The sequence below is a fragment of the Marinomonas ostreistagni genome, from assembly GCF_016461785.1.
GTDB lineage: Bacteria > Pseudomonadota > Gammaproteobacteria > Pseudomonadales > Marinomonadaceae > Marinomonas > Marinomonas ostreistagni_A.
In genome coordinates, this window is record NZ_JAEMUH010000005.1 from 237,033 (window position 1) to 252,464 (window position 15,432).

13 protein-coding genes and 2 tRNA genes are annotated in these 15,432 nt (G+C 43.3%); 13 read left to right on the top strand and 2 right to left on the bottom strand.

Features of this window, described 5'->3' with window-relative positions:
• The first annotated feature begins 103 nt into the window (after nucleotides 1-103).
• From JHD44_RS06890 to JHD44_RS06915, 6 genes are all read left to right on the top strand, one after another.
• The gene (locus JHD44_RS06890; RefSeq protein ID WP_199462026.1) at nucleotides 104-1,195 is read left to right on the top strand and encodes a GGDEF domain-containing protein; all 1,092 of its coding nucleotides are present in this window, start codon (nucleotides 104-106) and stop codon (nucleotides 1,193-1,195) included.
• The gene (locus tag JHD44_RS06895; RefSeq protein WP_199462062.1) at nucleotides 1,176-1,898 is read left to right on the top strand and encodes a YggS family pyridoxal phosphate-dependent enzyme; all 723 of its coding nucleotides are present in this window, start codon (nucleotides 1,176-1,178) and stop codon (nucleotides 1,896-1,898) included. Before JHD44_RS06890 ends, JHD44_RS06895 begins: the two co-directional genes overlap by 20 nt.
• A gap of 46 nt (nucleotides 1,899-1,944) precedes the next feature.
• Nucleotides 1,945-2,766, top strand: coding sequence for a pyrroline-5-carboxylate reductase (proC, locus tag JHD44_RS06900; protein WP_199462027.1), 822 nt, complete (start codon nucleotides 1,945-1,947; stop codon nucleotides 2,764-2,766).
• A gap of 18 nt (nucleotides 2,767-2,784) precedes the next feature.
• Nucleotides 2,785-3,327 carry a YggT family protein gene (locus JHD44_RS06905; RefSeq protein ID WP_199462028.1) on the top strand — a complete coding sequence of 181 codons (543 nt, stop codon included), beginning with the start codon at nucleotides 2,785-2,787 and terminating at the stop codon, nucleotides 3,325-3,327.
• 115 nt (nucleotides 3,328-3,442) lie between these two features.
• Nucleotides 3,443-3,943, top strand: a complete 501-nt coding sequence (gene coaD, locus JHD44_RS06910; protein WP_199462029.1) for a pantetheine-phosphate adenylyltransferase — start codon at nucleotides 3,443-3,445, stop codon at nucleotides 3,941-3,943.
• Between the two features lie 41 nt (nucleotides 3,944-3,984).
• Nucleotides 3,985-4,236, top strand: coding sequence for a YfhL family 4Fe-4S dicluster ferredoxin (locus tag JHD44_RS06915; RefSeq protein WP_199462030.1), 252 nt, complete (start codon nucleotides 3,985-3,987; stop codon nucleotides 4,234-4,236).
• A gap of 29 nt (nucleotides 4,237-4,265) precedes the next feature.
• Here the strand turns inward: JHD44_RS06915 and JHD44_RS06920 are convergent, their stop codons facing one another.
• Nucleotides 4,266-5,381 (bottom strand): potassium channel protein, encoded by a 1,116-nt coding sequence (locus JHD44_RS06920; RefSeq protein WP_199462031.1) that lies wholly within the window; start codon nucleotides 5,379-5,381, stop codon nucleotides 4,266-4,268.
• Nucleotides 5,382-5,393: 12 nt separating this feature from the next.
• A complete protein-coding gene (gene trmL, locus JHD44_RS06925; protein WP_199462032.1) occupies nucleotides 5,394-5,873 on the bottom strand; it encodes a tRNA (uridine(34)/cytosine(34)/5-carboxymethylaminomethyluridine(34)-2'-O)-methyltransferase TrmL in 480 nt (159 codons plus the stop codon).
• A 117-nt stretch (nucleotides 5,874-5,990) separates the two neighbouring features.
• Here trmL and JHD44_RS06930 point away from each other — a divergent pair.
• The 7 genes from JHD44_RS06930 (at nucleotide 5,991) to JHD44_RS06960 (ending at nucleotide 15,432) form a co-directional block, all read left to right on the top strand.
• Nucleotides 5,991-6,066, top strand: a tRNA-Phe gene (locus tag JHD44_RS06930).
• A 68-nt stretch (nucleotides 6,067-6,134) separates the two neighbouring features.
• Nucleotides 6,135-6,210: transfer RNA gene (locus JHD44_RS06935), tRNA-Phe, on the top strand.
• 203 nt (nucleotides 6,211-6,413) lie between these two features.
• Entirely contained in the window at nucleotides 6,414-9,584 is a 3,171-nt protein-coding gene (locus tag JHD44_RS06940) for an ATP-binding protein (RefSeq protein ID WP_199462033.1), read from the top strand.
• An 84-nt stretch (nucleotides 9,585-9,668) separates the two neighbouring features.
• The gene (locus tag JHD44_RS06945) at nucleotides 9,669-11,126 is read left to right on the top strand and encodes a bifunctional metallophosphatase/5'-nucleotidase (protein ID WP_199462034.1); all 1,458 of its coding nucleotides are present in this window, start codon (nucleotides 9,669-9,671) and stop codon (nucleotides 11,124-11,126) included.
• A gap of 10 nt (nucleotides 11,127-11,136) precedes the next feature.
• The gene (locus JHD44_RS19075; RefSeq protein WP_199462035.1) at nucleotides 11,137-13,098 is read left to right on the top strand and encodes a GGDEF domain-containing protein; all 1,962 of its coding nucleotides are present in this window, start codon (nucleotides 11,137-11,139) and stop codon (nucleotides 13,096-13,098) included.
• A 32-nt stretch (nucleotides 13,099-13,130) separates the two neighbouring features.
• Nucleotides 13,131-14,306, top strand: a complete 1,176-nt coding sequence (locus JHD44_RS06955) for a GAK system CofD-like protein (protein WP_199462036.1) — start codon at nucleotides 13,131-13,133, stop codon at nucleotides 14,304-14,306.
• A 115-nt stretch (nucleotides 14,307-14,421) separates the two neighbouring features.
• Nucleotides 14,422-15,432, top strand: coding sequence for a response regulator (locus JHD44_RS06960; RefSeq protein ID WP_199462037.1), 1,011 nt, complete (start codon nucleotides 14,422-14,424; stop codon nucleotides 15,430-15,432).

Consider the following 15,432-nt stretch of genomic DNA (forward strand, 5'->3'; position numbering starts at 1 on the left):
CGTGATTAGACTCAATTTTAGTGTTAGAGTTGTGGCATAAGGATCGCATGCTTGTTATGGGGTATGTGATCTCGATGCTTGAACTGTTTTGGTAATGGAGTCTATGGACATAGGAATTAAGGACACTCAAATTAATGAGGCGTTGCATGAGTCGCTTTTGCAGCGAGATTTTCTGTTGCAATTACGCAAGGCTGACCAAAAAGTATTGGAACATGTGGCAAATAGCGCCAGTTTCATCATTTATGTTGAGCAAATTATAAGTAGCATACAAGCCTTATTTCCTAGCACATTGAAACCTTGTGTTCTTTGGTGCGATGAAGAACTAACGCAATGGCGCGTCATGAATTACCAGGACTGGCCTGGTTTGGGGGACTCACTTGGTAGTTTGCCTCATGTTCCTCAATCTTTGGCAACATTTGTAGCCAGTCCTTCCCGTTCTTTTGCCCGAGAAACGAATCTAGTGGCTCGTGCTGATTGGTCGCGTTGGCAGGATTTTTTGGCAGAACACTTTATTGATACTTGCGATATGGTGAGCATTCAAGACGACCAAAAAAACTGGTTTACCTTTTGCCTCTTTTCTCCAAAATTCTCGTCAGATTATGAGACGCAAACGCATTATTGGGCGTTAGAGCAAGTATTGCATTCTATTCCCCAGTGGATAAAAGCAATGGTCACCCGCTGCCAAACAGATATAACGCTTCAACAGCATACCAATGAGATCACAGGTTTATTGCAACCTCATGCTTTTGCTAAGGCGCTTGACATGATGTTAAGAGATGCTCGGCGTTATTTTCAACGGTTGGCGTTTGTCTCGGTACTCGTCAGTGAAGAGGCCGAGGAAGACGAACTCAAGTTGTTATCCGATATATTACGAGAAACTTTGCGTGATAATGATTTATTAGCGAACGTTTCGGATCATGAGTTTGTTATGGCGATGCGCATCTCTCAGTTAGACGATGCCCCTGTCGTGGCAGAAAAAGTACAGAGCGCACTGCTCAAAGCGGACCCAAGTCAAATATCTGCTTTGAGTGGTGGAGTGAAGATAGGTGTTGCACTTTATCCAGAGCAGGCCAATCACGACAAACTGTACTTTGCCTCGGTAGCGGCGGCGAATGCTGTGACTGAGAGCATGGGGTATCGTTTGGAATATTATGGCAAGTTTGTCAAAGATTTGGATGAAGCCTACGGTGCTTAAAGATGAGGTTTTTGTGTCAATTCCTGAAAACTTATTAAAAGTTCATCAAGAAATTTCAGAATGTGTAGAGCTTTGCCACCGTCAACTAAATGATGTTCGTTTACTTGCTGTGAGCAAAACAAAGCCGATTGAAGATTTAGAAATTGCCTACATGGCTGGACAGAGATTATTCGGCGAAAACTATGTCCAAGAGGCCGTTGAAAAGCATCAAGCTCTCTCCCATTTACAGGATATTGAATGGCATTTCATCGGTCCAATACAGTCGAATAAGTCGCGTCAAATAGCAGAAACGATGGACTGGGTGCATACGGTTGATCGAGAAAAAATTGCGCGCCGATTAAGTGAGCAACGACCTGACCATTTGTCGCCACTAAACGTTTTGATTCAAGTTAATATTAGCCATGAAGAGTCCAAGTCCGGTATCGCTTTGGCAGATTTAGATAACATGGTTACGCTGGTTAAAAGTCTTCCGCATCTAAAGTTGAGAGGCCTGATGGCGATTCCTGCACCACAGGAAGATGAGTTACTGCAGCGGGAAGTATATGCACCGTTGTCTAAAGCTTTTTCATTACTGCGTGCAGAGGATCCTGAGATCGACACTCTTTCCATTGGCATGTCTGGTGACTTGTCAGCAGCAATTGCTTCAGGCAGCACAATGGTACGAGTGGGTACGGCCATTTTTGGGGCTAGACAGTACACATAAATCATACGTTTATATAAAAAACGAACATAAATTAATAAGGTGAAACATGAGTTTGAAAATTGCGTTTATAGGCGTAGGAAATATGGCATCGGCAATTATTGGCGGCTTGCGCGCAAGTGGTTATGCTGGGAATGCCATAGTAGGGAGCTCGATCAATATTGACGATCATCCACGCCTAGAACAGCGCTTTGGTATGACTATGCACACAGATAATAAAGTAGCGGTTGCGGAGGCAGACGTTATCTTCTTATGTGTAAAGCCAAACCTATTACAGACGGTAGTTGAAGAGTTTGCTCCGGTTGTACGCCCTGATCAGCTTTTTGTTTCAGTTGCCGCAGGTGTGGAAATAAGTTCGCTTGAGGCGTGGTTGAAACAGCCTGTGGCTGTGGTTCGTTCTATGCCAAATACGCCGGCGCTAGTTGGCTCTGGTATGTCTGGTTTAATCGCTAATACTCATACTACAGATGCGCAAAAAACGTGGGTTTCTCAGGCTTTTGATAGTTTTGGTAGTCATGTTTGGATTGATGATGAAGCGCAAATGCACACAGTGACGGCGCTTTCAGGCAGTGCACCAGCGTATTTTTTCCGTATTCTCGAAGTAATGATTGAAGCTGGCATCGCTCAAGGTTTAGATGAGGCAACCAGCCGAAAGCTTGCTACGTATGCAATGAAGGGCGCAGCGGCCATGGTGACTGAGTTAGATGAAGATATTGACCAATTGCGTCGTAACATTACCTCACCAAACGGTACGACCCAAGCGGCATTAGAAACATTAGAGGATAAGGGCGTTCATTCATTAATGACTGCTGCGGTAGATGCTTGTGCGGCGCGATCAAAAGAGCTAGGCAAAGAGTTTGCCAATAAATAATAAGGGTTGAAAAAGACAATGATGAGTGATCCATTGATTTTGGTGGTAAAAACGCTAGGCAATTTGTATCTATTTATTGTATTGCTACGACTGGTATTGCAATTAAGTCGAGCGGATTTTTACAACCCAATTAGCCAAGGAGTTGTCAAAGCAACAAGTCCGCTATTAAAGCCATTGCGTAAAATTATTCCATCTATTGGACGTATTGATACCTCTTCAGTAGTGCTGGCTTTGGCAGTCCAAGCGGTCATTCTAATGATTGTTATGGCAATTGTAGGTTATCAGCTTACACCCACTCATTATGTGATCTATACACTGGCTGGTGTGGCGTATCATTTATTGGATTTGTATTTTTGGGCTATGCTGATCTCAGTGATTCTGAGCTGGGTGGCGCCTGGATCTGGTCACCCTGGAGCGCTATTGGTCGGACAGGTGTGTGAGCCCTTGTACCGTGTCTGTCATCGCTTCATACCATCTTTAGGTGGTTTTGACCTATCGCCAATCTTTATTTTTCTGGCGATTTCAGTATTGAAACAGTTTGTTGCCCCATTCGTTATTTAGAACAAATGGCCTGCTTATTTGAGAAGAGTAGAAGATTCTTATATGATGCCCAGCCGAAAGGTTAGCCGAGAATCTTCTGGTTCTTCAAATTAATATTAAAAATTGGACTAGAGCTATGAGTACAATCGCAGTTTATCCTGGCACATTTGACCCGATTACAAATGGTCATGCAGATCTTGTAGAACGTGCTGCGAAACTGTTTCCCAAGGTCATTGTTGCTGTTGCAGCAAGTCCAAAGAAACGCCCTGCTTTGGCTCACGATGTACGCATAAAGTTGGCAAAAGAGGTGCTAGGTCATCTTGATAATGTCGAAGTGTTAGGCTTCGATAATTTGCTAACTGAGTTTACTCGCTCGGTGAATGGCCAAGTTGTTGTGCGTGGCTTGCGCGCTGTATCGGATTTCGAATACGAGTTCCAATTGGCCAATATGAACCGAGTAATTGCACCGGATGTTGAGAGTTTATTTCTAACACCTTCAGAAAAGCACTCGTACATCTCATCAACTTTGGTACGTGAAATAGCTTCGCTTGACGGCGACTTTGGTATGTTTGTTCATCCTAAGGTAAAGCAGGTGTTAACAGAGCACTATCGTCAAGCGGCGACAAAGCGTTCTTGATTTTATAATGCCTACGGGCGTTGGTTTATTAGGAGAGCAATATGTCTCTAATGATTACTGATGAATGCATCAATTGTGATGTGTGTGAACCAGAGTGTCCTAACGAAGCGATTAGCCAAGGCGAAGAGATTTATGTCATCGACCCGGCTAAGTGCACAGAGTGTATTGGCCACTATGATGAGCCTCAATGTCAGCAGGTTTGTCCTGTAGACTGTATTCCTCATGACCCTAATTTCAAAGAGTCTGAAGAACAGTTGATGGAAAAATACCTTGTCCTAACAGGGCAACTTTAAAAAGAAGCCAAGCATTTGCTTGGCTTTTTTTATGCTTGGCTATGCTGAGCTAAAATTAGCAGGATGTCCTCTTTTGTGGGGGCCTTTTGATCTTCACCAATTAACAGTATCAAAGCATTTAAACTGATGCGCTCACTGGACTTAGGGTGAGTGATAATGTTTCCCATCGTGTCTTCGAATCCAATAGCTGTTCCTAAATCACGTTGAATCAATTCTGTTACAACATCAGCCCATCTCACATTGTAAAGTGAGACATTGATACGAATAGTATGGTCACCTTGGTAACGAAATAGATCTTCTAGTACACGTTCTGTACCAGGAGCAACTAACGATCGTACAAGCATTTCTGGATAGGCGCGCACAGGACGAATGACGGCCTTAGCTCCTGACTGGCGAAATCGCTCTCTGTTTGCGTCTTCAATAGCTTCGGCCAGAATAAAAGCATTGGTGCCAATTTCTTTAATGCGATGTAAGGTATCGAAAACTAAGCTGTCGCTATGAGCATCAAGGCTTTCAGGGGACAGTACAACGATGTATTTGGCATTGGCCACGCCTGCACTATCAAGCATGCCGGGAGTGGTTGCGTCCCCAGTATGATGGACGACACCTTGTGCTCTAAGTGTCTCGGGCAAACCTTCTGGAAATTTCGGAGTCAGTATTTGTATCGGAGCATCGTCTAGGCCAGGGGTATTACAAATTTGCTGAACTAAGAGAGTTAAATAGCGCTCAGTATCAGTCGTGGGGGTATTGATAATAAGAAGGTGGTCTTGCATATCGCTCCACTCCAAACGTCCTTTAATTTTCATCTCTTTACGAAGTAGGCGTATTTCAACATAGTCACTTGCTATTTGAGCAAGTAACGTAATGCCCATCCCGTAAATAAATACAATGGTGGCAAGCTGTCCCCAAAAGGTGGCGGCAGAGAGGTCTCCATAGCCAGTCGTGCTAGCTGAGGTCATGGTTAACCAAAATGCTTGCCACCAATCTAGGTCTTCAAAGTAGACCATGGCAACGCTGTGCGCGGCAACGACAGCAGCCAGCATAAGAAAGCGTCGCTTAAGGTCTTTGACCGCATGCAGGTGAACTTGCTTTCGATAACGTTGACGTGACCTATTTTTTTTATGAACCAGCTTTCCTAGCAACATAACTTGTCCTATTTAAGGGTGTTCATTTGGCATGGCATAACCAAGTTGACGCCATGACTCGTAAACCATGACAGCAACCGTGTTTGAAAGGTTTAAGCTGCGTGAACCGGGTTGCATGGGTAAACGTAAGCGCTGACTAAATGGTAATGCTTCAATAAAGTCTGCAGGCAGTCCACGTGTTTCTGGACCAAATACTAATACATCGTTTGCCTGAAAAGACGCTTCTGAATGGGTGTGACTCCCTTTGGTCGTTAAGGCATATACCGTTCCAAGTTGGCCTGCATTTTGTTCTAAAAAAGCTTGCCAGTTTTCGTAGCGTTTTACATTTGCGAGCTCATGATAATCCAGACCAGCACGTCGAACTTTCTTTTCATCTAAATCAAACCCTAAAGGCTCAATTAAATGAAGCTTGTAGCCGGTGTTTGCGCATAGACGAATAACGTTACCCGTATTAGGTGGTATTTCTGGTTGGTACAAAACAATGTGCAGCATGTCATCTCTCCTATATTGTTCATATCATACCAGAGAGAGCTAATTTACTAACTTAACAACAAAAAAATTAAAAAACTGTTGACGGTGGTAGTGAGTTATTTATAATACGCCGCACTTGCCCAGATAGCTCAGTCGGTAGAGCAGGGGATTGAAAATCCCCGTGTCGGTGGTTCGATTCCGCCTCTGGGCACCATTATTTTATTAAATCAGACAAGTTGCTGATTTATATAAAGTAAGTGCCAAATCAAGCTTACTTGTTAAGCCCAGATAGCTCAGTCGGTAGAGCAGGGGATTGAAAATCCCCGTGTCGGTGGTTCGATTCCGCCTCTGGGCACCATGTATATTAAAGCCTCGCTAATGCGAGGCTTTTTTGTTTCTGTTCATCAGAATCTTTTCTCATCTTAGCCTTTTTGCGTTCTCAGGTTAATCTTTCACACTATTTAAACTTTTCTTATCTTTGCTTGCAGGCTTTGCTATATTTTTAGCAAACAAAATGCGTTATTTGCTTTTATTGTCGTGCATTTGCGCCAATGGAATGCGATGCATAAGGAAAAGGTAGTAGCAAAGATGACTCGGGTTTTGAAGATTATCCTACTAACTGCAATAAGTTACTTCATTGCGGGTTGGATTGGTCAGGTGTTTGCAATTCCTCCTGGGTATGCAACGGTGATCTGGCCTGCTTCCGGTATTGCCATTGCTGCTTGCCTGCTGTTTGGCTATTGGCCTGCTCTTGGTGTCTTTGTTGGCTCGACTTGTGTCAATGTGCTAATTGGGTTCGAAAATACAGGTCAAATTAGTATTCTCATTCCTGCTTTGATTGCATCTGGGAGTGCATTGCAGACGATTTTTGCTTATTCCCTGGTTCGTTTTTTTATCGGGAAAAAGCTCGAGTTTTACAATGTTCGTCATGTTCTAAGCTTTATTGTTGTAGCTGGCCCTCTAGGTTGTTTGGTGAGTGCAAGCACCGGTACAACAATATTGTATAGTTTTGGGATGCTCTCCTCTGATCAGGTTTTACTTAACTGGTTAAGTTGGTGGCTAGGCGATACGGTCGGTGTCGTGGTATTGGTTCCTTGGCTGGCTGTTTTATTTCGCAAACATTTTTCTGTCTATTATGACCATCCAATGAGGGTTGTTTTTGCTCTCGTTATCGTAGCGTTAACAACGGGCATCTTATCGTTTTCGACGGCATTTTTTGAAATCAATAAACAGAAGCAGGCTTTTAATGCCTCGGCAGACCTGAGTTCCACGTTACTCAGTGAACGAATCAAAAACTCGGTTGATATCTTGTATAGCATGGCAGGCTATGTACGCGGCAGCGCTAAAGTCTCGGCTGAAGAGTTTCAAAACTTCAGCGAAAGTATTATGAGTCAAGATCGCGCAATTAAAGCGCTTTCTATTAACCATGTATTGGATTATCAAGATATTCCAATGTATGAGTCCCAAATGTCGGCTTTGCACGGTTTTCCTTATCAAGTAAAAGAGCGAAGTGTAGAGGGTGAGTTTGTAGCACCCAGTGTACGAGATCGCTATGTACCAGTTGGACTGATTTATCCTAAAGAGCCGAATCTAAAGGCGCTGGGCTTTGATGTATACTCAGAAGCATCAAGACGAAGCGCAATACAAAATGCAATCCGCTTAAACGCGGCCTTTCCGACATCGGCCATTACTCTGGTGCAGGGTAACAAGGCTGTCTTAATGTTTTTACCTATTTATAAGCAGCAAAAACTGTTTGCTATGTCTACCGGTCTTTTTGAGATCGAAGATCTGTCCGAGCGTATTTTGGAGCGTACGCCTACTAATGGCGTTGAAATTTACCTAATCGACCGGCCAGCAGGGCAATCGCCTTACATATTATCTGCAAGTGGCAATGCAACGCTTGAGATAAGTGAATTGATTGATGGGGTAAATGCTGAGCGGTATCCCGTCATACATCGTTCAATGATTCCAGTGGAAGCCCATCGTTGGGAGCTTGTCCACATAGCACGTTCATCGTTTATTGAGCAGCCATGGGGAACGCATTTTGTCTTAGTGGGAGGTCTATTTGTTGCAGGACTTTTAGGTTGGGTATTAAGCCTTGTGTTCAGTCATGCCGCTCAAGTGGAGAGACAGGTCGCAGAGCGGACAAAAGAGCTTTCTAAGGCGAACTTGGCCCTTAGAGAATCGAGTGAGAAGTTGAAGCAAGCAACGCTTGCCGCCCAAGATGCTAACCAAGCTAAAAGTCGCTTTTTAGCGAATATGAGTCACGAAATTCGTACGCCACTTAACGGGATGTTAGGTAGTTTATCTTTATTGAAATCTCAACGATTGAATAATGAACAAGTGAAGTTGGTAGATTTGGCGCATCAAAGTGGCGATACGTTGCTTGGTTTAGTGAATGATATTCTAGATCTGTCGAAAATTGAGGCGGGGGAATTGGAGCTTGAGCCTCAATACTTTGACCTGCAGGATTTACTTGAAGATACAGCAAGCTTAATGCGTATCAAAGCTAAAGAAAAAGATCTTACCTTTATTGCGCCTGAAACACTTTTGCCGGAGTTGATGGTCTATGGAGATCGGCAGCGCCTACAACAAGTTATATTGAACTTGTTGGGAAATGCGATCAAGTTTACTGCGGCGGGTGGAGACGTCCGGCTTAAGGCAGAGAATCTGTTGCTTGAGGGGGATAAAGCAACATTCAGAATCAGCATACAAGACACTGGTATTGGTATCTCAGATAGTTTACAGCAGAGATTGTTTCAGCGCTTTAAGCAGGCTGATGCGTCAACGACGCGCCGGTATGGTGGCACAGGGCTTGGATTGGCGATTAGCAAACAGTTAATTGAGGCTATGCAAGGGCAAATAGGGGTCCAAAGCCAATTAGGGCAGGGGGCCAACTTCTGGTTTGAGCTTACCTTACCCATTCAGCCTAAGTCAGATGAGTCATTAAGCGATTTAGGCCCTTTGAAAATGGTCTATGTGTTGAGTCAGCAGCAAGATGATGTTCCCTATATTAGATCTTTATTGGCTTCTAAATCTATCCCAGTGGAGTTTTTACGGTCTGCAGAGGAGTTGCCTACGCTTGATGATAGTACGTTGCTTATTATTGATGATGCACTTAGAGTCGAAAGTCAACTGAGCTTTAAAGTGCCCCAGCAACATGTGATTACATTATTAGAGCAAGGCCAGTCTTTGGAAAACTTGGATGGGCATAACATAGCTTCGATCTATAAGCCTGTTCACCGTCGCGCTCTGTTTGCTGTAATAGAGTCGTTTTTGCAAGACGATTCTATGCCCGTTGCAAAGCATGCGGAGTTGAATTCAGCAGTAGAAGATGATTATTTGAAAGACATGCGAATACTGTTAGTAGAAGATAATTTAACCAATCAAATTGTAGCAAAGGGCATGTTGGGGCTATTTGGTGTCACGGTCGATGTTGTGGAAAATGGTGAGGAGTCTGTTACAGCCTGCCAAGAGACAGCGTACGATTTAATTTTCATGGACTGTCAGATGCCCGTGATGGATGGTTATGAAGCGACAAAAGCCATTCGTAAACTAGAACAAAACTCGGCGACCTCCAATAATGTAGTGATCGTTGCTTTAAGTGCTAACGCCATGAAAGGCGATGACCAGCTATGTTTTGATGCCGGCATGGATGATCATGTTGCAAAGCCTGTTACTAAGGAACGTCTCGCTGAAGTTCTAGAGCGCTGGCTAGGAAAACGTAGTTAGGTGTTTGATTGATTTTAATACAGTATTAATGCAAGCGAGTTAATGTTGCCTGCGGTAAATAACCGGATTAAAGGGGCGTCGGCCATGATAAAAAAACTGTTTGTTGTCCTATCTATGTACATGTTTAGTATGATGGCTCATGCCGATAAAATTATCTTTACGTCGAATGTCCCTGAGTTGTTTGCTCAAGAAAATGGCTATTCACTGGCGAAAATGGCAACGGTTGTTAAGCGCTTGAAAAGCAGCAATGAGCCTGTCTTATTTGTGCACGGTGGAGACAGCCTCTCACCAAACCCTTTGTCTGTATACGATAAAGGGGCTCATATGATTTCTATTATGAATGAGTTAGGTGTAGATGTCTTGGCAGTAAATCAGAGAGAGTTTAAAGATGGCATTGATCAAGTAACACTTTTGAGTACCCAAGCTCAGTTTCCAATGGTTTTGACGAATCTGTTAGATCGCCGCTCTATGCAGCCAGTGGAAGGTGTTCAGCCATATGTATTGCTGCCCTTAGGGGAACATTCCATTGCCGTACTCATGGCGGTATCTGAAAACATTAATACCACATTTCTCTTTAATAAAGCTTTTGTTTACGAAACGGTTGAGCATATCAATCGATGGGTTCAGCAAGTGCGTTCAAGTGGCGCAACCAAAGTCATCTTAGTTACCGAGCGAGACTTTCTTAAAAGTGTCCCCGTTCATTCGATTGAGGGGGTCGATATGATGATGGTTACCCAAGATGTTGAAGATCATCAAGTTTCAAGCAGCCCCTGGATATTTGCTTCGGGCGGAGTTGACGATGAAATGACGCTCATAGATGTTACCAAAGACGGACAAACAGCATCTGTCTTGCATATTGCAGAGGAAGAGCCTGATGCAGCGATGACACAAGTTATCGAACGTTATACCAGTCAACTCGACGTTGTTTTAGGTCAACAATTGACTCGCCTGAGCGGTCCTATGGATTCTCAGCGTGATACATTAAGAAGTGCAGAGTCCAGTTGGGGAAATATTGTAATGGATGCCATCCGTCAATATACCCATGCAGACTTTTCCCTCATCATTGGTGGAAGTATTCGCGGCTATCGTGATTATGAGGCAGGCTATGTTCTTACCCGAAGAGACATTCAAAGAGAGTTGCCTTTTGGTGGCACAGTATACGTTGTTCGTATTACCAAGGCTAAACTAAAACAAGTTTTAGAGCATGGCGTGTCACAGGTCGAAGGGCTAGATGGCCGCTTTTTACAGGTTTCAGGTTTGCATTATAAATACGATGCGAGTCGTCCCGTTGGGCAACGTATAGTAGAAATGTTGCACAGTAATAATCGAGAAATTGACGAGGGCGAGTACACCGTAGCCATTTCTGATTATATGCTTGAGGGGGGAGACGATTATGACTTCTCTGACGCAACGGTTGTATCTGATAAAGTGAGTAGTCAGCGATTAATCTGGAATATCGTTTCAGATTACTTAGAGCAATATGATGAAATTCAGCCAGTGATTGAAGGGCGTATTGTTAATGTAACTCCTATTCTTCCTTGAGGCACTTGTTGTGGAAGTAGAGCAAAAAGCATCCGGTTTAAAAAGTCTGCGCTTTAGAATAGCGGCGGCGGTTTTGTTTATGTTGTTATTGATGCTTTTAACAAGTGGTATCTCTTTCTTTTATTTTTTCAAACTGAAGAGTGCGGTGAACCAACAGTCACAGCAAGCGCTTCCCGAACTACAAGTTCTAAATAGCGCTCAGCTAAATATCACTCGTCTAGCGAATCTCGCCATTGAAGTATCCAATAGTACGTCACCTGCCTATAGCCGAATACTGATGTCTCAGGTAAGAGAGCAAGTTGATGAGCTAAAACATAGCTTAGAGCTTTTGGCTGAGAATAACGCACAGATTAAGCGTTTGATGGATGTGGTTGGTAAAGTCGAACCAAGTGTTACGAATATTTCTCTGTCTAAGTCCATGCTTGATCAGGTCGATAAGGCGCTTAATGAGCGTCTATTTTCAGCAATGACAGTGACTTTGGCTAGTTTCAATCAAGCAAATGATAAAGAAGTCAAACAGATATTAGGTGAGATAACGTCAGATCTGGCTCAATTGATTACTCGTCCTCATCTATACGAGCAAAACCAAATTACAGCTAGACTAGTGAAGCAAATGCAGCAGCTTCAGCAACAAGCTCTTATTCATTATAAGCCACTAGAGCCACTATTATTGTCGCCAAGAGGAGTCCTTGAGTTACTTTCAAAAAGAGAAATACATAATTCTGAAGTGGTGGGGTTAACCACGCAGAATCGAATATTATTGGGTAATATTGTGGATTTCGGCCATCGAGTTTACATGGATAATGAAGCAAACGTGGCTCAACAAGCTCAAGCTATTTCAAAAAACAGTAATGACTTCATAAATGTCCTTATGTTGGTTCTATTAGTGCAGTTAATGGTAGCGGCAGCACTCATGGTCTATTTACATAAGCACTTATTTCGACGTTTGTATGCCCTCAAAGGCTTAGTCGGTCAGCGTAAGAAGATCACTGCGCATGATGTAGCGTTCTTTGATGAGCGAAACGAGCTGGGCTCGTTAGTAAAGCAGCTGCAAACGTATCTAGAAACGATTTCGAAGCAGCAAGCTCAGATAGAATCGACAAGCTTACAGTTACAGAGTGTTATAAAACACTCACATATGATGGCGGCAGTGATATACCAGGATGAAATCCTGTATTTAAGTGAACCGTTCTACCAACTTTTTAAGGACAGAGAATTAAAGTCTATACACGATTTCCCCGACGACTTTCAGCGACGCATTGCATCGATTCAAATAGGTGATTTGACTACCTTAGAGTCGGCCTATTGGGATGTTCATCGTCAGAGTTGGTTTCAAGTTAGCAAAGACAATATTTTGTGGGAGGGGAAAAAAGCGTATTTAATTAGTTTAACGGATGTCTCCTCTCAAGTTCGTGCTGAACAAGAGTTTCGAAAGACGCTCTCGGTTGTAGAAAGCGAGTCAAAGTTAGATGCATTGACAGGCTTGTATAATCGTAAACTATTTGAGGATCAGGTGGCGTCATTAAAACAGACGACGGAGTTTATGAGTTTTGCCGTGTTATTGTTTGACGTCGACTTCTTTAAGCAATACAACGATAAATTGGGGCATTTGCAAGGCGATCAAGTGCTCAAAATGGTTGCATCCGTCATAAAAAGAAATACCCCAAGCAAAGGAATGGCGATTCGATATGGTGGTGAAGAGTTGTTGGTTTTTTTGCCTAAAGCAAACTCTTCTGAAGCATTAGAAATTGCCCAAGACATTGTGGAAGAGGTATATCAACAACATGTCCCTCATCCATCTTCTCCCCATCAATATTTATCAGTAAGCTGTGGTGTAAGTGTCCAAGAGTCGTCTTCAGACTCATTATTAAAAGTATTTGATCAGGCAGATAAGTGCTTATATCAGGCAAAAAAGAGTGGGCGTAACCGTGTTACCCTTTGGCAAGATGGCAATCTAGGTGATTCTTTGTAACTATCGTACTTCCCTTCTGCGGATAATGTCTTATGTCTAATGTTTCTCGCCGTTTAGTTGTACCAGATTCGGTACGCATTCACCGCTATCAAAGTCTTCCAGAAATAGCGCCGTCTCTTTTGTTTTTCAGCGGCGGCTCAGCTCTTAATAAAATCGCCAGAGTGCTGAAAAGCTATACTCATCACTCGATGCATTTGGTGACGCCTTTTGACTCCGGTGGAAGTTCGGCTAAGTTACGGCAAGCTTTTAATATTCCCGCCGTAGGTGATCTGAGAAGTCGTATTATGGCACTTGCGGATGAGACTGTGTTAGGCCAACCAGATGTCTTTGAGCTGTTTAGTTATCGCTTACCCTATAATGCTTCAATGTCGCAACTTAAAATGGAGCTAGCGCAACTGGCAGCGGGCACTCATCGTTTAATGGAGCCAATTATGGCGCCAATGAAAACACTGATTACCACTCAATTAGCTCAGCTTAAAGATCGCCTGCCACCTGACTTTGATTTACGGGGAGCGAGCGTTGGCAACTTGATTATTGCTGGAGGGTATTTAAGTCATCAGGAGTTATTAGATCCTATTGTCTTTTTAGTGTCTCGATTGGTGAAAACCTTAGGACAGGTGGCGACTATTATAGATGAGACGCACCATTTAGGTGTTCGTCTTACTTCGGGAGAAGTTGTCTTAGGGCAGCATTTGATTACTGGTAAAGAGCAGTCACCATTGGCTGAGCCAATTGAACACATTTGGTTAAATCAGGGGCTGCAGAAGTATTCACCTATTTCTGCCAAATTGCCTGAAGATCGCCGACAAAGCATAGAGCAAGCCGATCTTATCTGCTTTCCTCCAGGAAGTTTTTTCACAAGCTTAATCGCTAATTTATTGGTAGATGGTGTTAGCCAAGCAATCATTAATAACCCTAACCCCAAAATTTATTTGCCTAATTTAGGCCTAGACCCTGAGCAACTTGGTTGGGGGTTGATGTCACGAGTGGAGTATCTACTGACTTTACTGCTCGGGGATGCGGAAAAAAACAATGAAACGCCAGTATTAAATTGGTTATTAATTGATGAAGCTTATGATTACGGAGAAATAGACTATCGCCGATTACAGGGATGGGGGGTTAATGTTGTCAAAACACCTCTTATCACCAATGAACCAGATATGTACTCTGAGCATTTGGTCGTTGAGGCTTTGTTATCTTTCACTTAGTTATCTAAGACAATGAGTTGGACTATAATTCACGTAGCTAAAGCGCTACACTTGTGCAAACTTGTAGAAAAAATGAGCGATAGTGTGCTCACCCGGTTAGGCGGCCTTATTTTTCATGAGCAAAAAAATTCTCATTTGTGATGATTCTGGCATTGCACGTAAGCAGCTTGCTCGCGTTCTCCCTCAAGAATGGGATGCAGAAGTAGCGTTTGCGGTAAATGGTCAAGAAGCACTTGATTATATACAGCAAAATCCAGTCGACGTACTCTTCTTAGATTTAAATATGCCTGTGCTTGATGGCTACCAAACATTGGAAGCGCTTCAAATGATTCCGAATGCGCCACAAGTGTTGGTGGTATCAGGTGATGTACAGGCACAAGCACTCAAGCGCGTTACCGATCTGGGGGCGATAGATTTCCTGAAAAAACCCGTCGATAAAGATGATCTGTATCAGGCGATCGAAAAGCATGGACTTTTTGGCTCAGGAGTAACAGCTGGGCTGGTTGTGACTGGAAGTGCGGCCGATGACTTTAGCTTAAGTCAATGTCTACAAGAAGTTTCCAACGTTGCGATGGGGCGCGCTGCCAGTGTTTTAGCTGATATGCTAAATGTATTTGTTAAGCTTCCTGTTCCAAAAGTGAATATCCTTGAGGTTAGCGAGCTTCAAATGGCATTGACGTACGGTTCCATGAATACGGGACGCTGTTCAGCTGTGACTCAAGGTTTTGTTGGGGCTGGCATCGCGATGGAAGCTCTACTTATTTTCTCAGACTCAAGCTTTCCAGACATGGCGAAGTTGCTCAATGTCACAGAGGATATTGATCGTGCGTTGGAAGTTGAGTTACAAATGGATATCTCATCCGTTTTGATTGGTCCATTTATCAAAGCGTTGGGGGATCAGCTGAATATCGACTTTAGCTACAGCCATCCGGTGGTGCTGGGGCAGCATATTAAAGTAGCCGACCTGATTAATGTAAAACGAGCGCAATGGAAGCGCACATTAGCGGTCGAAATTGTCTACGAAGTGGATAATTATAAAATTAGCTGTGATTTGATGTTGTTGTTTACAGAGGATTCGTTGTCAGTACTCGAGAATCTTCTGTCTTATTTGGTTGAGGATGAGTGA